Raw genomic sequence first — 18365 nt, forward strand, 5'->3', positions numbered from 1 at the left:
CGTTCGCCCCGTCAGTCCGCCGCGCGCGGGCGCACGAGCGGGAGGAAGACGTCGTCGACGATCCCGGCGATGGCGTCCTCGGTGATCCTGCCGCGGACGAGCAGCTCGTTGCGCGGCAGGTCGAGGGGCAGGCTCATCCGCCGTCCCGTCACCCGTGCGGGATCGACGTGGCCGACGCGCAACGCCTACAGCCGGTCGAGGAACCAGTCGCGGGCCAGCTCCGCGACCTGGGACAGGGCGCCCGGCTCCTCGAAGAGGTGGGTGGCGCCCTGGACCGTCGACAGACGGGTGGGGGCGCGGAGGATCTCCTGGGCCTCGCGGTTCATCGTGAGGACCTCGGGGTCGTCCTCGCCCACGATCAGCAGGGTCGGGGCCTGGACCTCGGGGAGGCGGTCGCCCGCGAGGTCGGGGCGGCCGCCGCGGGAGACCACCGCGCCGACCGGCGGGTCGCCGTCGGCCGCCGCCCACAGCGCCGCCGCCGCGCCCGTGCTCGCGCCGAAGTAGCCGAGCGGGAGCGAGGAGTCGAGCCAGCGGGTGGCGGCGGCGAGGCGGTCGGCGAGCAGCGGGACGTCGAACACCTTCGCCCGGTCGCCCTCCTCCTCGTCGGTCAGCAGGTCGAAGAGGAGCGTGCCGAGCCCCGCGGTGTTCAGGGCGTCGGCCACGAACTGGTTGCGCGGGCTGTGCCGTCCGCTGCCGCTGCCGTGCGCGAACACCACGATCCCCGACGCGCCCTCCGGCACCGTCAGCTCGCCCGAGAGCCGCACGGGCCCGGCCTGGACGGTGACCTCGCGCGAGCTGCCGTGCTCGAGGAACGACACCACCTGCTCGTTCGTGGTGGGGGCGAAGTCGCGGTAGAACTGGCCGACCGCCATGAAGTCCGCCGCCGTCTCGGGGCACACGCACTCGTCGGCGTCCCCGCCCACGCGCTCGCGCCAGTCGTCGGGCGCGACCGGCACCGCCAGGATCACCCGGCTCGCGCCCCGCGTGCGCGCCGCCCGGCACGCCGCGCGCGCCGTCGCGGCGGTGGCGATGCCGTCGTCCACGATCACCACGGTGCGGCCGCTCACCGAGACGGGGGGCCGCCCGCCCCGGTACTGGCGGGCCCTGCGGGCCAGCTCGGCCCGTTCGTTCCGCTCGACCTCGGCCAGCTGGTCGTCGCTGACGCGCGCGGTGTTCACCACCTGCTGGTTGATCACGCGCGCGCCGTCCTCCGCGATGGCGCCCATGGCGAGCTCGGGCTGCATCGGCAGGCCCAGCTTTCTGACCACCCCCACGTCGAGCGGGGCCCGCAGCGCGGAGGCGACCTCGGCGGCCACCGGCACCCCGCCCCTCGGCAGGCCGAGGACCACCACGTCCTGGCCGCGCAGGTATGTCAGCTCCCGGGCGAGCCGCCGCCCTGCGTCCACGCGGTCGGCGAAGATCATGCCGTTACCTCCCTGCTCCACCCTGTGGGCCTGCCCCTCCATCGAACCCCCTCGGCGCCCCGCCCGCGCGGCGAGCGGGGCGGCGAGCGGGTCGCGCCGCGGGTCCGCCGCGCGGGTCGGCCGCGCGGATCTACCGCGCCGAGACCTGGACGGCCAGGTCGTTGTCCAGCGTGTAGTACGGGCGGATGGTCACCTGGCCGAGCTCCGTCGTGGGGTAGACGAACACCGTCTTCTTGTCCGCCACGTCGTCGAGCAGCCGCGCCACCCTGACCCGCGCGGTCCTGCCGCCCGGCTTGAGGTAGACGTCCCAGTACGCCGGGTCAGGACCCTGGACGTCGTGCGGGATGTCGGCGTAGTCGGCGCGGAAGGTGAACGCGCCCTGCCCCTCGTCGGCGAGACGCGTCTCCACCTGGGGGCCGCCCTTGCCGCGCCGCTTGAGCAGCGCCCGCGCCCCCCGGCCGAGGCGCGCGCCAAGCAGGCGCCCGGTGACCGTCAACGTGCCGTCCCGCACGGTGAGATCGCCCGCCTCCGCATGGCTGGGCCGCCGCCAGGCGCGGATCGAGAAGTACCCGTCCTTGGTGGCGTAGGGGACGCGCACCTCCAGCGGGAGCACCGGGTCAGGGAAGCCGCCCGAGGCGAGGATCCGCAGGTCGCGGGCCCCCGGCACCACGCGCAGCTCGCCGCCCGTGGTGCTGCCGCCGGGGGCGACCCAGACGTCCCAGCGGCCCTCGTCGAGGACGGGGCCCCCGCCGTTGAGCGCGGCGCGCCAGCGGCCCGGCTCGTCGGGGGAGGGGGCGAGGTCCACCTCGTGCGTGGCCCGGTCGGCGACGGCGACCTGCTCGGTGCCGCGCTTGGGGCGCAGCCGCAGCAGCAGCCGAGGGCGGTCGGCGCCGCGCAGCCCGCCCACCTCCAACGTGAGGGTGCCGGTGGCGTCCACCGTGCAGTCGGCGCGCGGCAGCTTGTCCTTGGGGAGATCCCCACCGGTCGCGTCGGGGGTCGTGTCGTTCACCGAAGAGGGATTCACCGCTTGACCTTTCGTAGGGTCCGCAGAGGAGCGAAGGCGAGGGTGAGGGCCGCGTCCTTGATGGCGTGGACGCTGGCCCTCCGGCGGAACGCGCCGGTGATCCGGCCACGGGTGGTCTTGCTCCGCAGCAGGTCGTCGAACAGTTCCTCGGCCTGCTCGACGATCGGTCCAGGGCCGTAGCGGCGGGAGCGGGCGAGCGCGGCGGCGCCCATGCGGTGGCGCAGCGCGTCGTCGCGCATGAGGTCGAGCAGCGCCCCCGCCAGGGTCTCCTCGTCGCCGACGGGCACGAGCCTGCCGTCCACGCCGTCCTCGATGATCTCGGCGGGGCCGTAGGGGCAGTTGGTGGAGACGACGGGCAGGCCGCAGCGCATCGCCTCGACGATCGTCATGCCGAACGGCTCGAAGCTCGAGGTCACCGCCGCGATCGAGCCCTTGACCCACTCGGCCTCGATGGGGGAGTAGGCGCCCATGAGGTGCACGTGGTTGTAGAGGCCGAGCTCCTCGATCAACGCGCGCAGCCGGTCGTGCTCGTCGCCCTTGCCGTAGATCCGCAGCCGCCAGTCGGGCCGTTCGGCCACGACGCGCGCGAACGCGCGGATCAGCACGTCGTGCCGCTTCGAGCGGACCAGGCGGCCCGCCGCGATCACGATGCGGCCCTCGCCGTCGGCGGGGGCGAGGCGCGGCTCGGGAACGCTGTTGGGCAGCGCGGTCACCCGCACGCCCGGCATCCGCATCTTGCGCCGGTAGGCGTCGGCGTCCGCCCGTGTGACGGTGGTGATCGCGTCAAGGCGCGGATAGACGGCGCGCAACGCGTTGCGCAGGGCCGGGGGGTGGCCGTCGAGCGTCAGGTGCTCCTGGCCGACGAGCGCGGCGCCGCGCGGGCCCTGGAGGGCGAGGTGGACGTTCAGCCCGGGCCGTGTGCCGATGACCACGTCGGACGTGAGCCCGGTCAGGCACTCCTCGATGCGCTGGTCGGTCAGCTCGCTGTACTGGTCGTAGCGGTACTCGGAGGCGGGGAACACCTTGGCGGCGCGCTGCCTGAGGGGATGGTCCTTCTCCACCCGCTGATCGGTCAGGGCGCGTAGTCGCACCTTTGTGTCGAGGGTGAAATTCGGCTCCTCCCGGTGCCGGTGGACGGAGATGATCTCCACCTCGTGCCGCTCGGCGAGCGCACCGGCCAGGTTGAACGTGGTCTTGATGGTCCCTCCGATCCCATAGGCGTTGTGGAGGAGGAAGGAAATCTTCATGTGGACATAGACCCTTGGAGGCAAGCGCGCGGTTGCCCGGCGTTCGGCGTGAGTTCACACATCCGTTCACCTGACGGATGGTCACTTGAAGGTAGCGCAGAGTCAGGCGCGCGCTCGCCAGGTCCAGTCGGCCACTTCGGGCAGGTCGACGCCGTGTTCGGTGATCCACAGGCCGTGCCGGTAGCGGACGTCGGCCATGTGCTGGCGGATGTGGGCGGCGCGCACGGCGAGCCCGGGCACGCGGTCGATGACGTCCATCACGAGCCGGTACCGGTCCATGTCGTTGCGCACGACCATGTCGAACGGCGTGGTGGTGCCGCCCTCTTCGTGGTAGCCGCGCACATGCAGGTCCGCGTGGTTGGCGCGCTTGTAGGTCAGCCGGTGGATCAGCCAGGGGTAGCCGTGGTAGGCGAAGATCACCGGCCGGTCGGTCGTGAACAGCGCGTCGTAGTCGTGCTCCGACAGCCCGTGCGGGTGGTCATCCGATGGCAGCAGCCGCGCGATGTCCACCACGTTGACCACGCGCACCGCCAGCTCGGGCAGGTGGCGGCGGAGCAGGTCGGAGGCGGCGAGCACCTCCTGGGTGGGGACGTCGCCCGCGCAGGCGAGCACGACGTCGGGCTCGCGGTTGTCCGCCTCGGAGCCCGCCCACTCCCAGATCCCCGCGCCGCGCGCGCAGTGCGCCCTGGCGTCGGGCAGGCTCAGCCAGTCGAAGCACGCCTGCTTGCCCGCCACCACGACGTTGACGTAGTCGCGGCTGCGCAGCACGTGATCGGCGCACGCCAGCAGGGTGTTGGTGTCGGGCGGCAGATAGACGCGGACGACCTCGGGGCTCTTGTTGAGCACATGGTCGACGAACCCCGGGTCCTGGTGCGAGAAGCCGTTGTGGTCCTGGCGCCACACGTGCGACGTCAGCAGGTAGTTCAACGACGCGACCGGGCGCCGCCAGGGCAGCTCGCGCGACGAGTGCAGCCACTTGATGTGCTGGTTGGCCATCGAGTCGACGATGTGCACGAACGCCTCGTAGCTGGAGAACAGCCCGTGCCGCCCGGTCAGCAGATAGCCCTCGAGCCAGCCCTGGCACAGGTGCTCGGACAGGATCTCCATCACCCGGCCGTCGCGCGCCAGGTGCTCGTCCACCGGCAGCGTCTCGGCCTCCCACGCCTTGCCCGTCGCCTCGTAGACGGCCTGGAGCCGGTTGGACGCGGTCTCGTCGGGGCCGACCAGGCGGAAGTCGCGGCGTTCGCCGGTGGCCTCCATCAGCCGGGCGAGCAGCCTGCCGAGCACGGCGGTCGGCTCGTGCTGGCCCGAGCCCGGCGTGGTCACCGGCACGGCGCACGACTCCAACGGCGGCACGGGCAGCTCGCGCAGCAGCAGGCCGCCGTTGGCGCGCGGGTTGGCGCCGAGGCGCCGCTCGCCGGTCGGGCACGCCGCGCGCACGAGGTCGACGGGCCCGCCGCGCTCGTCGAACAGCTCCCGTGGCCGGTAGGAACGCAGCCAGCTCTCCAACTGGCGCAGGTGCTCGGGGTTCTCACGGGCCGCCGCGAGCGGGATCTGGTGGGCGCGCCACGTGCCCTCGACCGGAAGGCCGTCCACCTCGGCGGGGCCCGTCCAGCCCTTGGGCGTGCGCAGCACGATCGCGGGCCAGCGCGGGCGGCGCGTGGCGCCCTCCTCGCGGGCGGCCCGCTGGAACGCCGCGATCCGGTCGAGCGCGGTGTCCAACGCGGCGGCGAGCTCCCGGTGCACCGCCTCGGGCTCCTCGCCCGCGACCATCAGCGGGTCGTGGCCGTAGCCGCGCAGCAGCTCGGCCAGCTCGGACTCGGGCAGCCTGGCGAGCACGGTCGGGTTGGCGATCTTGTAGCCGTTGAGGTGCAGGATCGGCAGCACCGCGCCGTCGTGCACCGGGTCGAGGAACTTGTTCGCGTGCCACGAGCCCGCGAGCGGGCCCGTCTCCGCCTCGCCGTCGCCGATCACGCACGCCGCGAGCAGCCCGGGGTTGTCGCACGCCGCGCCGTACGCGTGCGCCAGCGAGTAGCCGAGCTCGCCGCCCTCGTGGATCGATCCCGGGGTCTCGGGCGACGCGTGGCTGGGGACGCCACCGGGGAACGAGAACTGCTTGAACAACCGCCCCATCCCCGCCGCGTCCCGCGTCACATCCGGGTAGGTGGCCGTGTAGCTGCCGTCGAGCCACGCGTTGGCGAGCACGGCGGGCGCGCCGTGGCCGGGCCCCCAGACGCAGATGGCGTCCAGGTCACGGGCGTTGATCACGCGGTTGATGTGCGTGTGGATGAGGTTGAGCCCGGGCGAAGTGCCCCAGTGGCCGAGCAGCCGTGGCTTGACGTGCTCGGGGCGCAGCGGCTCGGTCAGCAGGGGGTTGGCGAGCAGGTAGATCTGCCCTGCGGCCAGGTAGTTGGCCGCGCGCCAGTGGGCGTCGAGGGCGGACAGCTCGTCGCGGCCCAGCTGGGTCTCCGGCATCGACGTGGCCCCTTCCGTGCGTGCGTCCCGGGGTCCAGGACCGTCCCCTGACCGTTTCCTGAGGACCGTCCCGTTCCCTGGCGCGTTCCTAGCGCGCCTTCCTGGTGCGCGAGCGGTTGGCCTTGCGGTACGTGTCGTGTCTGACCCCCGCGAGTACCCCTGCCCGGGTCGGCGAAACGGGAGGGGTCCCGTGCGCGCGGTGGTACATCCGGGGGCATGACGACGAACGCGGACCGCGGCGCGCCGGGCAAGGGCGCGGCGCTGACCTATCTGACGGCAGGAGTGGTCGGCTTCACCATGGTGGGCGTCTTCCTGATCTGGCTGGTCCCGCTGGCCGTGCGGGCCAGGGCCCGCGACCCCCTCACCCGCGCACACGCCACGGCCGCCGCCAACTTCGGCCTCACGGTGCTGATGGCGCTCGTCGCGGGCGCGCTGATGTCCGTTCTGCTCGGGCTCGGTCCTGAGCCCGGCGAGGACCCGGGCCCGGGGCCGCTGCCGATGATCGCCGTGGCCTCCTACACGCTGTTCGGCATGTTCGCCCTGCTGGTCGGCGCCGCCCGCACGGCCCTGGGGAAGGACTTCCGCCTCATAGGGGCGATGTCGCTGCGGGTGCTGCGGTAGCCCTTGCCGGGCGATCCGCGCTGAACGGGCTCCCCGCCGGTGGTAGGGCGCCCAGCGGGCGGCCCACAGGACGGTGGTGGCGTTGTTCAGCGGGCCTCCCGAACGGCGTCGCTCCCCAGCCGGGCGGCCTCTCGCAGGCGCGCCACGGCGGCGCGGGCCTCGTCGTGGGCGGCGTGCCGCTGGTCGGCGTCGAGCATGCGGTCCTTCGTGCGGGCCACGGCGGCCAGGAGCCGTCCGATCGGGGCGGCGAGCGCGGGTGATTCGCCCAACACGGCGAGTTTGGCGACCAGTTCGTTCGGGACGACCTCCGGGTAGGGCAGCCGCGTCCCATCGTGGTTCAGCGGGTGGAAGGTGAACGGGATCAGCCGCTCACGGGCCAGACAGCTCGCGCACGCGCGATGCGTCCACCCGCCACCCGACCCGGCATGGTGCACCGCCACCACGGTCAACGGCGGCATCGTCGTCCCGCACGACGCACAGCGCTCGCTCACGACCCACCACCGCAACACACGTGCGTGGCCAGCGAAGGAACGCGGTCGCGACAGCCAAGACACAGGTCGAGCGGCATCGCGGGCGGACAGTCCCGCCCCACGATCACCGTAGGCGGATCATCGCTCAACGGCGGCGGCGCGGGCTCGGGGGGCAGGGTGCGGCGGGTACGCGTCATGTCAGCTCCGGTGTCATCGGTGATCCGGTGATGACAGACCGTAGGTGCCGGGTGACCGCCGGATATGACCCGCAGGAATACCCGCTGGTCAGCCGTCCAAGTGGAACCGACTCGACATCCGCCGCAGACGCTCGGACACCCCCGCCCGTTCGCCACTTCGGATCCGGCGCAGGGTGGCGCGGGCGATGGGGTGATTTCGGATCAGCTGAGGCGCCGTCCGCTCCGCCCGCTCCAGCTCGGTCAGCGCGCGCTCCCGCTGTCCGGTCCACAGGTACGCGCGTGCAAGGTCCAGTTGATAGTGTCCGCGGCGCGACTTCGGCAACGCCAGGATCGCCGCCTTCCCCTTCGCCTCGTGAAGCCGCAGTGCCTCGTCCTGCTGGCTCATCTCCAGCTCGACGTTGACCGCGTGAGCGGCCACATTCCCGGCGCTGAACGTGAGGCTGTGCCGGTCGAACGCGGTGGGCGGCATGCGTTCGGCGGCCTCCTCGGCCTGGGCGATGCGATGGCGGGCCTCGTTCGGGAGGCTGCCACGTGCCGCCGATACGGCCGCGCGCAGATGCAGGGAGCCCCAGACGCGCACGGCGTGCGGGTCCCCACGGGTGTACAGCGGCTCCACCAGCCGCAGGGCCTTGTCCGACAGGGCCGTCGCGTCGCCCCAGTCGGCCGTGGCCCACATGTCCCAGACCCGCATCCAGTCGGCCACGGCGGGCATCAGCTCGTCACCTGACCGGCCCGCCGCCCAGGCCGCCCGCTCGCACGTCATCGCCACCAGCTCGGGATGTCCCAGGGCGTGCGCGGCGGTGTGGCCGAACTTGCAGCAGATCGCATAGATGCCGAACGCCTCCTCCCGTTCCCGGCCGCTCGATACCTCGGCCAAGGCCCGCGCCTCGCGCAGGAGGTCGGGGAGGGCTTGGAGAATGGCTGTGCTCGCGGCGTTGTCACGCAGCCCGTGCAGGCGTGTGGTCTCCCCCCAGAGGGCCGCGGCCGACCGGGGCGGACCGTCGAAAACGGGCGTCAGGTCGTAGCGCCTCAGCTCCCTTATGATCGCCGAGGCGCTCACCTCCCACTGATTCGCCGCGGCGGCGCCCCAATACGGGCGTTCGATCAGCTCGTTGGGGTGGATGTGCAGGACACCGGCGACCGCGTTGATGACGCTGGTGCGGTCGAGCTCGATGCGGCCCTTCTCCGCCTTGGAGACCCAGCCCTGCGTATAGCCGAGCGCGGCGGCGACGTCGGCCTGTGTCAGGCCGAGGCGAAGCCGCGCATCGCGCATCCGTCGGCCGATCTCCTGCGCCTCGTTCATCGGCGTCTCCGTGTTCGTCCTGCGTCGGCACTCAGGACCGTACCCCTCCCCCCGGCGGCGGGAACGGCGAACGACCCCGTCAACACCGTGGAGGCGCCGTCGCCGGTGGCCCCCCGCGAGGCGACACGGCGTCGTCTACTCGTTCCGCTGCCGCCTCCGCGCTACGCGAGCTGCTGGCCGCTTACCGGCCCGCCGAGTTGGTCGGGGTGTCCTGTGTGGCCGCGGGCGCCGACGCGCTGTTCGCGGAGGCGGTGGTGGAGGTCGGCGGGCGACTGGTCCTGGTGATCCCGTCGCGTGACTACCGGGCGCGGAAGGTGGGCCCCGAGCAATTCCGGCAGTTCGACCGGCTGGTCGAGTCCGCTCACGAGGTCGTCACCATGCCCCGCGAACGAGCGGACCGGGAGGCGTACGAGGCTGCTGGCAAGGAGCTGCTGCGTCGCGCGGACCGCCTCGTCGCGGTGTGGGACGGCTCACCACCGAACGGCAGGGGAGGCACGGCTTGCGTGGTCCGCCAAGCGCGTGAGGCCGGGCTGCCGGTCGATGTCGTATGGCCCGAGGGCGCCGCCCGGCGCGGATAGCGCGTCCAGCGTGCATGCCTGGTGCCGCGCGTGACCGCCGCCGGGACGGCGAACGACCCCGCCCGCGGCGGGCGCGCTTCGCCGGTGGCCCGCCGCGAGGCGACGACTTACGCCGGGGGGCCGTCCCACACATAGGTGCCGACGGCGCCCGCGGGGAGGGCCGTGGACAGGGAGCGGCCCGACTCCGTGATCGAGAACCGCTGTTCGGACCCGGACGCGTTCACGACATAGGCGACGCGCTGGCCGTCCGGGTTCTCGAACACGACGTTCTGCACGCCGCCGGGGCCCTGGCTGGTGGAGCCGATGCGGACCGCGCCGGGGTCGACGAATGTCGACAGGTGGCCGAGCACGTAGTACTCCGCGCCCCGGGTGACCCGCGTGCCGTCGATCTCGACCACGCCGTTGCAGCGGTTGTCGCAGTGGCCCTGGTGGGGGCCGCCGTTCGCGTCGAGGGCGAGGTTCCAGGTGATCACGGTCTCGCCGCCGTTGCGCATGTTGCGGACCACCAGGTTCTCGGCCTGCCAGCGCAGGCTGTCGCTGAACGTCTGGGCCGGGGTGGCGCTGTCCGTGCCCGAGCACTCGGTGAAGAAGACCCGCGCGCCCGTCTCGGCGATCAGGGACTGGGACTCGGGCTGGCCCCCGTAGCAGTGGAACGCCGCCCCGATCACGCGGTCGATGTCCCCGGTGGCGGCCAGGACGTCGAGGGGGTACTGCGGGGTGTCCCAATTGTGGTCGTACGCCAGCAGGTTGGTGGGCAGCCCGGCGGCGTCCAACGCGCCGTCCAACACCCGTAGGAACGCCGCCTGTTCGGCGGCCGTCATCGACATCGAGGGGTAACTCGTCGCGAACTGCGGCTCGTTCTGCACCGTGAGATCGGTCAGCTCGATGCCCTCGGCGCCGTACTCCTGGATCGCGCGCACCAGGTGGCCCGCGTAGGTCTGGTAGTGCTCGGGGCGCAGACTGCCGCCGTTGAGCGAGTCGTTGGTCTTCATCCACGCGGGCGGCGACCATGGGCTGCCCATCAATCGCAGGTCGGGGTTGAGGCCGGTGGCCTGCCGGAGCAGCGGGATGATCTGCTGCCGGTCGCGGTCGATCGAGAACTGCCCTGGGGTGTCCTCGAAGGTGTAGAACGGGCCCGAGTTGAAGTCCGTGCTGCCCAACGGCTGCCGCAGATAGCTCAGTCCGATGCCGTCGCCCCCGTCGGAGAACAGCGACGTCATGAGCGAGTCCCGTTCGCCCTGGGGCAGTTGGTCGATGAGGCTGGCCGACGCCTCGGTGATCGAGGCGCCCGCTCCGGTGAACGGCTGGTGGCGCACGCGGGAGTCCACGCTGATGTCGACGGCCTCGGGGGCGCCGGTGAACGACGCCTCGCCCTGCCGGGCCAGGCGCGTTCCGCCGTCGGACGTGGTCAGCCAGACGTCCGCGGTGCTGTCGGCGGCGCGCGCGGGCTCGGCGAGGCCCGCCGCGGCGAGCGTCAGACCGGCGGCGAGCACGGCGAGGCGCCGAGCGCGGACACGGGCGCGGGTGCGGGTGCGGGTGCGGGTCATGGGGGCGGCTCCTTCTTCACTGTGGGGGTCCCCGTGCGGGGATGTGGGGGACGGGAGGCGAAGCGCCCGGGCGGCCGCCCCCGGTGGGGCGGGGACGGCCGCCCCCGGGAAAGGGCTACACCTCCACGTCGGTGACCAGGCGCAGATCGCGGCTCGAGCGCCCGATGTGCAGGCGGTAGCGCCCGCGCGGCGTGCGCCAGGCCGCCGCGTCCGGGTCCCAGACGCGGAACGCCTGGCCCGGCACGGTCACGGTGACCGAGGCCGACTCGCCCGCGGCGACGCGCGCGCCCGCGAACCCGGCGAACGTCAGCACCGGGCGTTCGGGCCCCTCGTCGGGTGACTCGACATAGACCTGCACGACCTCGCGGCCCTCGCGGGGCCCGGTGTTGGCGATCCTGACGGTCAGCCGCAGGTCGTCGCCCGCGGCCGGGTGGCCCGCGGCGGCGGCGACCGAGTCGTAGCGCCACGTCGTCCAGCCGAGGCCGTGGCCGAACGGGAACGCCGGGGTCAGCCCGGCGCGGTCCCAGCCGCGGTGGCCGATGTCCAGGCCCTCGGCGTAGGCGACGACGCCGTCGACCGGGCGGGCGTGCGGCACGGGGACGTCGTCGGCGCGGGCGGGCAGGGTGCAGGGCAGGCGGCCCGCGGGCTCGGCGCGGCCGAGCAGCACGTCGGCGAGCGCGTGGCCCGCCTCCTGGCCCGGCAGCCACGCCCACAGCAGGGTGGGCACCTCGTCCTCGGTCCAGGGCAGCACGACGGGGGCGCCCGCGTTGACCACCACGACCGTGCGGGGGTTGGCCGCGGCGACGCGGGTGACGAGCTCCACCTGGTGGCCCGGCAGGTCGAGCGATGTGCGGTCCCAACCCTCGGACTCCACCTCCTCGTTGGTGCCGATGACCACCACGGCGACATCGGCGCGCCGCGCCTCGGCGACCGCCTCGGCGATCTCGTCCTCCACGGCGGGCCCCGGCGGCCGGTGGCGCAGATGCAGGGTGATGAGGCGCCCATAGCCCTCGGCGTCCACGACGGCCAGGTCGAACTCCAGTGGGACGCACCGCGGTTGGTCGCCGACGGTCACCTCGACATGGGTGCCGGGCGGGTGGTGGTGGGTGGAGTCGAGGACGACCTCGACGCCGCGGTCCTCGTCGCCCGACGCCACGACGTCGCCGTCGAGGCGCGCGGTGAAGCGGCCGACCGCGCCGATCTCGAGGTCGTGCACACCCGGCTCGCTCAGCGTCAACTCCCCGCGCAGCACCACCCGTTGGGTCTCATCGGGGTAGTCGTGGAAGCCACCCCAGTCGCCCGTGCGGCGCGTGACGCCGCCGACGCGCACGCCGTTCGCGTCGAGGAAGTCGGCCGTGATGCCCTCGCCCAGCAGCTCGGGGTCGGCGAACGGCGCGTGCGCGCGGTCGTCGCCGCCGCGCAGCACCGTCAACGCCACGCCCGCGGGCAGCGCGTTCCGCAGCCCCTCTTCGAAGCCCACGGTGCGCACCGCGGGGACGAACGCGCTGCCGCCGCCCTGGTAGTACGGCGCGACCGCGTTGGGCCCGATGAGCGCCACCCGGTGCAACGCGCCCGCGTCGAGCGGGAGAAGCCCGTCGCGGTCGCGCAGCAGCACGGTCGAACGCGTCGCCACCTCGCGGAGCAGCGCGAACTCCTCCTCGGTGGGCCCGGCGGGGGGCGCGGGGCGCTCCAGCGGGGCGCCGGGCTCTGACAGCCGTCCGACGTGGCGGGCCAGGCGCAGCAGCCGCAGCACCTTGTCGTCCACGACGGACTCGGGCACCTCGCCCGCGTGCACCGCCTCGACCAGGGCGTCGCCCCAGGGCCCTTCGGGCCCCGGCATCACCAGGTCGAGGCCGCCCATCGCCGAGGCCACGGTCGTGCGGGTCGCGGCCCAGTCGCTGACGACGGGGCCGCTGAAGTGCCACTCGCCCTTGAGCACCCCGCGCAGCAGCCCCAGGTGCTCGGTCATGGGCGCGACCTCGGAGCCGTCGTCCACCCCCGAGTAGGCGGCCATCACGGTCCACGCGTCGGCGTCGGCGATGAGCGCCTCGAACGGCGCCAGATACACCTCGCGCAGCGTCCGCTCGGCCAACTCGACGCGGTAGCGCGTGCGATCGGTCTCGGAGTCGTTGGCCACGTAGTGCTTGGGGCATCCGGCGACGCCGTTGCGCTGGAGCCCGCGCACCAGGCCGCCCGCGATGGCCCCGGTGAGCAGCGGGTCCTCGGCGACATACTCGAAGTGCCGCCCGGCCACGGGGGTGCGCTGGAGGTTGACGGCGGGGGCGAGCAGCACGTCGACGCGCTTGCGGCGGGCCTCGGCGGCGAACAACGCGCCGAGCCGCTCGGCCAGTTCGACGTCCCACGCGGCGCCGACCGCGCTGGGCGCGGGGGCGAGCAGCCCGGTCGCGCCGGGGATCTCGCCCGTGCCGCGCACGCCCTGGGGGCCGTCGGACATCACCACGGGGTGCAGGCCGAGGCGTGGCTCGTCCGGCAGGGCCCACAGCGTCGCCCCGGTCAGCAGCCGCACCTTGGCCGCGACGTCGAGGCCGCGCACCCGGCGCGCCAGCTCGGCGTCGTCAGGGGCGGCCGCCGAAGCGGCGGCCGGGGTGGAAAGCGAGGTCATGGGCGGTCCTGTCCTTGTGCGAATGGGGTTGGTCGAATGGTTGCCACAGGACTCGATGAAAGCAGACCTACCAAGTGCTTAGTAAGGTGCATCCGGTTCCGGAACCGATCCGGCACCCCGACGGACACGTCGACGACGACGTGTGCTCCGAGCAGGGAAAGCGGGACTCGTATGCCTCCTTCGCACACACCGAGGAGCTCGACCGAGGACAGCAAGGGCGGTGCCGCCCGGGGCGGCAAGGGCGGTGCCCGGGGCGCGCGGGGCAACCGGGAGCACAGACGCGACGAGATCCTCCGCATCGCCATGGAGACCTTCGCGACGCGCGGCTACCACAACGCCTCGCTCGCCGAGATCGCAGAGCGCGCGGGCCTGACCCAGGCGGGCGTGCTGCACCACTTCCGCTCGAAGGCCGGGCTGCTGACGGGCGTTCTCGACCTGCGGGACCAGTCGGACATCGGCACGCTGGGCGAGGAGCGGCCACGCGGTCTCGCGTTCCTGCGGCACCTGGTGGAGACCGCGGCGCGCAACGCGGAGCGCGAGGGCATCGTGCGGCTCTACGCCGTTCTCTCCGCGGAGAGCGTGACGGAGGGCCATCCGGCGCAGGACTACTTCAGGACACGGTACGAGGGGCTGCGCGGGCTGCTCGTCGAGGCGCTCACCGAGGCCGGTGAGCTGGGCGAGATCGACGAGGGCATCGATCCGGTGGCGGCGGCGAGCGCCGTGATCGCGGTGATGGACGGCCTCCAGGTGCAGTGGCTGCTCGCGCCCGAGGCCGTGGACATGGCGGCGGTGACGGAGTTGGCGATCACCGCGCTGCTCGGCCGACCGCTGCCCGAGGCGGACTGAGAACGTCGCTTTTCGGACACTTCGGCCGCGCACTTTGTCCGCGTGGTGGATGAAGTTCGCGCTTCTCGTTTCAAAGGGGTTTCCACTGAGGGAGAAAGTCGTTACCGTCCCTGTTGTGTACCGGTCACTCCCCGACCGCGTGGTCCGACCCCTCCTCTGACGGCCGCGCGGTTCCTTCGGCGCGGCGGCGCGCGCCCATCGAGAGAGCTCAACCCCCCACCCCGTGCGCTCAACCGGAGGATGCGCGTGCACCGGAAACTTCACAAGGCCACCGCCGCGCTCGCGGGCTCGCTGCTCGCGGCGACCGGCGTCCTGGCCTTCGACACCGCGACCACGTCGGCCCAGGAGCCGCCGCCCGACGTGGTCCAGGCGCAGTTCCAGCAGGTGACGCTCGCCAAGGGCGAAGCCGAGACGGGCGAGCCCATGACGCTCGCCGTGCTCCCCGACCGCTCCGTGCTGCACACCTCGCGCGACGGCACGCTGCGCCGCACCGACGCCAACGGCAGCACCAGCGTCGCGGGCCAACTCCCCGTCTACAGCCACGACGAGGAGGGGCTCCAAGGCATAGGCGTCGACCCGGACTTCGAGAGCAATCGTTTCATCTATCTCTACTACGCGCCCCCGTTGGACACCCCCGGCGGCGACGCGCCCGCCGAGGGCTCGGCCGCCGACTTCGCGCCGTTCGACGGCGTCAACCGGCTGTCCCGCTTCACGCTGAACGACGACAACACCCTGAACCTCGGCAGCGAGACGGAGATCCTCGACGTCGCCGCGAGCAGGGGCCAGTGCTGCCACGTCGGCGGCGACATCGACTTCGACGCCGAGGGCAACCTCTACCTGTCCACCGGCGACGACACCAACCCGTTCGCCTCGGACGGCTTCACCCCGATCGACGAACGCGCCGACCGCAACCCCGCGTTCGACGCGCAGCGCTCCTCGGGCAACACGAACGACCTGCGCGGCAAGGTGCTGCGGATCCATGTCGAGGACGACGGCGGCTACACGATCCCCGCGGGGAACCTCTTCGCCCCCGGCACCGAGGGCACCCGCCCCGAGATCTACGCCATGGGCTTCCGCAACCCGTTCAGGATGAGCGTCGACAAGGCGACCGGCACCGTCTACGTGGGCGACTACGGCCCCGACTCCGGCACGTCGTCCCCGACGCGGGGCCCGGCCGGGCAGGTCGAGTTCAACAGGATCACCGAGCCGGGGAACTTCGGCTGGCCCTACTGCACCGGCGACCAGGACGCCTACGTCGACTACGACTTCGGCAGCGGCGCCTCGGGCGGCACGTTCAACTGCTCGGCCCCGGTGAACACTTCGCCGAACAACACGGGACTGACCGAGCTGCCTCCCGCGCAGCCCGCGTGGATCCCCTACGACGGCGGATCCGTCCCCGAGTTCGGCAACGGCTCCGAGTCCCCGATGGCGGGCCCTGTCTACAACTTCGACCCCGACCTCCAGTCGTCGGTCAAGTTCCCGCAGGAGTACGACGGGCACTTCTTCGCCACGGAGTTCGGCCGCCGCTGGATACGCGATATCGCCCCCGACGGCACGATCAACGAGTTCCCGTGGTCCGGCACCCAGGTGATGGACAGCGCCTTCGGCCCCGACGGCGCTCTGTATGTCCTGGACTACGGCACCGGCTGGTTCACCGGCGACGAGAACAGCGCCCTCTACCGGATCGAGGCCGTCAGCGAGGGCGGGCTCGCCCCCATCGCGCAGGCGTCGGGCGACCCCACCTCGGGAGCCGCGCCGCTCGACGTCCGGTTCTCGTCCGAGGGATCCACCGACCCCGACGGCGAAACCCTCTCCTACGCCTGGGACTTCGGCGACGGCGCGACCTCGACCGAGCCGAACCCGAGCCACACCTACACCGAGAACGGCGACTACACCGCCGAGTTGACCGTGACGGACGCGGGCGGCCTCACCGCATCCGCCTCGGTCCCGATCACCGTGGGCAACACCGCGCCCACCGTCGAGCTGCACCTGCCCGAGGACGGCCAACTCGTCGACTTCGGCGACGCGGTGCCCTTCGAGATCACCGTGACCGACCCCGAGGACGGCGAGATCGACTGCGCGGACGTCACCCTGACGTTCATCCTCGGCCACGACAGCCACGGCCACGCGCTGACCTCGACCGACGGCTGCTCCGGCACCCTCCAGACCTTGGAGGACGGCGAGCACGACCCCAACGCCAACATCTACGGGGTGTGGGACGCCGAGTACACCGACAGCGGCGGCCTCACCGGGCGCGACCAGCACGTCTCACAGACCAAGACCCGCCAGGCCGAGCACTTCGGCGACATGAGCGGCGTCCAGATCACCGAGTACGCGGGCGCCCACGGCGGCCGCGCGGTCGGCTTCATCGAGAACGGCGACTGGATCTCCTTCGAACCCTATGTGGTCGACAACGCCACGGAGTTCACCGCGCGGGCGGCATCCGGCGGCGCGGGCGGCACCATCACGGTCCGCACCGGCGCGCCCGACGGGCCAGCGATCGGCACGGTCGACGTGCCCGCGACCGGCGGCTGGGACCAGTACGTGGACGTGAGCACCACGCTTTCCGGGCAGCCGGATGGTACGACCACCCTCTACCTCACCTTCAGCGGTGGGGCGGGCGGCCTCCTGGACATCGACGACTTCACCTTCACCACAGGGGAGTAGCGCATGACCGACCGGACGAAACGCACACGGCGGCTCGCCTGCTGGGCCGCGCTCGGGCTGCTCGGCACGGCCGTCCTGCCCTCGGCGACGGCCTCGGCCGACCCGACGGCCGCGCCGGACGACCCGGCCTACGACGTGCTCGTCTTCTCCAAGACGGCGGGCTTCCGGCACGACTCCATCGAGGAGGGCATCGCGGCGATCACCCAGCTCGGCGCCGAGAACAACTTCACGGTCACCGCCACCGAGGACTCGACGGCGTTCGACGAGGCGAACCTGGCGCAGTTCGAGGTCGTCGTCTTCCTCTCCACCACGGGCGACGTCCTCGACGACACCCAACAGGCCGCGTTCGAGGGCTACATCCAGGGTGGCGGCGGCTACGTCGGCGTCCACGCCGCGGCGGACACCGAGTACGACTGGGAGTGGTACAACGGCCTGGCCGGTGCCCTCTTCCAGTCGCACCCGCACATCCAGCCCGCCGACGTGGTCGTCGAGGACCGGGCGCACGACGCGACCGCCCACCTGGGCGAGACGTGGCAGCGCACCGACGAGTGGTACGACTACCGCACCAACCCCCGCGAGGACTCCCACGTCCTGGCCTCGCTCGACGAGTCCAGCTACGAGGGCGGCACCATGAACGGCGACCACCCCATCGCCTGGTGCAAGGAGTACGACGGAGGGCGCGCGTTCTACACCGGCGGCGGCCACACCGAAGAGTCGTACAGCGAGCCGGAGTTCGTGCGCCACCTGCTCGGCGGCATCCGCTGGGCGGCCGAGGTCACCCAGGCCGACTGCCGCCCGGAGAGCGGCTACACCTCGCTCTTCGACGGCTCGGGCACCGAGGGCTGGTCGCAGGCCGGGCCCGGCTCGTTCTCGCTCGACGAGGACGGCAGCCTCACGAGCGTCGGCGGCATGGGCCTGCTGTGGTACGAGACGGCCGAGTTCGCGTCGTACTCCCTCAAGCTCGACTGGCGCATGGCGGGCGACGACAACTCCGGGATCTTCGTGGGCTTCCCGCCGTCCGACGACCCCTGGTCGGCCGTCGACAACGGCTACGAGATCCAGATCGACGCCACCGACGCCGACGACCGCACCACGGGATCCGTCTACGGCTTCCAGTCCGCCGACATCGAGGCGCGCGACGCCAGCCTCAACCCGCCGGGGGAGTGGAACACTTATGAGATACGGGTCGAGGGCGAGCGACTCCAGATCTTCCTCAACGGGACTCTGATCAACGACTTCACCAACGCCGACCCGGCGCGTAGCCTCCAAGGCCACATAGGCATCCAGAACCACGGTGACGGCGACACCGTGTCCTTCCGCGACATCCGCATCCAAGAGCTGAC

At 72.6% G+C, this 18365-nt stretch carries 12 protein-coding genes and 2 pseudogenes; 5 read left to right on the forward strand and 9 right to left on the reverse strand.

All coding sequences use genetic code 11. The annotated features are described in order from the left end of the window. Positions 1–11 precede the first annotated feature (11 nt). The 5 genes from D7318_RS34615 to D7318_RS19155 all read right to left on the reverse strand — a co-directional run bounded on the left by D7318_RS34615 (position 12) and on the right by D7318_RS19155 (position 6170). A complete protein-coding gene (locus D7318_RS34615) occupies positions 12–137 on the reverse strand; it encodes a hypothetical protein (protein WP_268987352.1) in 126 nt (41 codons plus the stop codon). Positions 138–185: 48 nt separating this feature from the next. Beyond that, complete coding sequence (locus tag D7318_RS19140) at positions 186–1424, reverse strand: alpha/beta family hydrolase (RefSeq protein WP_120698332.1); 1239 nt, start codon at positions 1422–1424, stop codon at positions 186–188. A gap of 130 nt (positions 1425–1554) precedes the next feature. Then, positions 1555–2433 carry a hypothetical protein gene (locus D7318_RS19145; RefSeq protein WP_230423888.1) on the reverse strand — a complete coding sequence of 293 codons (879 nt, stop codon included), beginning with the start codon at positions 2431–2433 and terminating at the stop codon, positions 1555–1557. An 11-nt stretch (positions 2434–2444) separates the two neighbouring features. After that, a complete protein-coding gene (locus D7318_RS19150) occupies positions 2445–3695 on the reverse strand; it encodes a glycosyltransferase family 4 protein (RefSeq protein ID WP_120698333.1) in 1251 nt (416 codons plus the stop codon). A gap of 102 nt (positions 3696–3797) precedes the next feature. Further along, positions 3798–6170: a phosphoketolase family protein gene (locus D7318_RS19155; RefSeq protein ID WP_120698334.1), complete on the reverse strand. Its 2373-nt coding sequence runs from the start codon at positions 6168–6170 to the stop codon at positions 3798–3800. A 216-nt stretch (positions 6171–6386) separates the two neighbouring features. On the opposite strand from D7318_RS19155, the gene D7318_RS19160 reads away from it, so the two are divergent. Then, positions 6387–6791 (forward strand): DUF4870 domain-containing protein, encoded by a 405-nt coding sequence (locus tag D7318_RS19160; protein ID WP_120698335.1) that lies wholly within the window; start codon positions 6387–6389, stop codon positions 6789–6791. 86 nt (positions 6792–6877) lie between these two features. On the opposite strand, the gene D7318_RS19165 is transcribed toward D7318_RS19160, so the two are convergent. Beyond that, entirely contained in the window at positions 6878–7282 is a 405-nt protein-coding gene (locus tag D7318_RS19165; protein WP_147437756.1) for a hypothetical protein, read from the reverse strand. A gap of 264 nt (positions 7283–7546) precedes the next feature. Then, positions 7547–8761: a helix-turn-helix domain-containing protein gene (locus tag D7318_RS19170; protein ID WP_120698337.1), complete on the reverse strand. Its 1215-nt coding sequence runs from the start codon at positions 8759–8761 to the stop codon at positions 7547–7549. Between the two features lie 170 nt (positions 8762–8931). On the opposite strand from D7318_RS19170, the gene D7318_RS19175 reads away from it, so the two are divergent. Continuing rightward, the gene (locus tag D7318_RS19175) at positions 8932–9339 is read left to right on the forward strand and encodes a hypothetical protein (RefSeq protein ID WP_120698408.1); all 408 of its coding nucleotides are present in this window, start codon (positions 8932–8934) and stop codon (positions 9337–9339) included. A 119-nt stretch (positions 9340–9458) separates the two neighbouring features. On the opposite strand, the pseudogene D7318_RS19180 reads toward D7318_RS19175, so the two are convergent. Together D7318_RS19180 and D7318_RS19185 are read right to left on the reverse strand one after the other, a co-directional pair. Then, positions 9459–10886 (reverse strand): annotated as a pseudogene (locus tag D7318_RS19180) (glycoside hydrolase family 30 protein); the annotation flags it as partial. 115 nt (positions 10887–11001) lie between these two features. Continuing rightward, the gene (locus tag D7318_RS19185) at positions 11002–13509 is read right to left on the reverse strand and encodes a beta-glucosidase (RefSeq protein WP_120698339.1); all 2508 of its coding nucleotides are present in this window, start codon (positions 13507–13509) and stop codon (positions 11002–11004) included. A gap of 303 nt (positions 13510–13812) precedes the next feature. Between D7318_RS19185 and D7318_RS19190 the strand changes: the two genes are divergently transcribed. From D7318_RS19190 to D7318_RS19200, 3 genes and pseudogenes are all read left to right on the forward strand, one after another. Further along, on the forward strand, positions 13813–14355 hold the full coding sequence (locus D7318_RS19190; protein ID WP_120698409.1) for a TetR/AcrR family transcriptional regulator: 543 nt from the start codon (positions 13813–13815) through the stop codon (positions 14353–14355). Positions 14356–14601: 246 nt separating this feature from the next. After that, a complete protein-coding gene (locus D7318_RS19195; protein ID WP_230423890.1) occupies positions 14602–17022 on the forward strand; it encodes a PQQ-dependent sugar dehydrogenase in 2421 nt (806 codons plus the stop codon). A 3-nt stretch (positions 17023–17025) separates the two neighbouring features. Continuing rightward, positions 17026–18363: pseudogene (locus tag D7318_RS19200) on the forward strand (ThuA domain-containing protein); the annotation flags it as partial. Between the last annotated feature and the right edge of the window lie 2 nt (positions 18364–18365).

This window comes from Streptomyces radicis, assembly GCF_003626575.1.
GTDB lineage: Bacteria > Actinomycetota > Actinomycetes > Streptomycetales > Streptomycetaceae > Streptomyces > Streptomyces radicis.

Bases quoted from the DNA above. Each gene is read 5' to 3' on its own strand.
- D7318_RS34615 (WP_268987352.1), bottom strand. From the start codon at position 137: ATGAGCCTGCCCCTCGACCTGCCGCGCAACGAGCTGCTCGTCCGCGGC.
- D7318_RS19140 (WP_120698332.1), bottom strand. From the start codon at position 1,424: ATGATCTTCGCCGACCGCGTGGACGCAGGGCGGCGGCTCGCCCGGGAG.
- D7318_RS19150 (WP_120698333.1), bottom strand. From the start codon at position 3,695: ATGAAGATTTCCTTCCTCCTCCACAACGCCTATGGGATCGGAGGGACC.
- D7318_RS19155 (WP_120698334.1), bottom strand. From the start codon at position 6,170: ATGCCGGAGACCCAGCTGGGCCGCGACGAGCTGTCCGCCCTCGACGCC.
- D7318_RS19160 (WP_120698335.1), top strand. From the start codon at position 6,387: ATGACGACGAACGCGGACCGCGGCGCGCCGGGCAAGGGCGCGGCGCTG.
- D7318_RS19170 (WP_120698337.1), bottom strand. From the start codon at position 8,761: ATGAACGAGGCGCAGGAGATCGGCCGACGGATGCGCGATGCGCGGCTT.
- D7318_RS19185 (WP_120698339.1), bottom strand. From the start codon at position 13,509: ATGACCTCGCTTTCCACCCCGGCCGCCGCTTCGGCGGCCGCCCCTGAC.
- D7318_RS19190 (WP_120698409.1), top strand. From the start codon at position 13,813: ATGGAGACCTTCGCGACGCGCGGCTACCACAACGCCTCGCTCGCCGAG.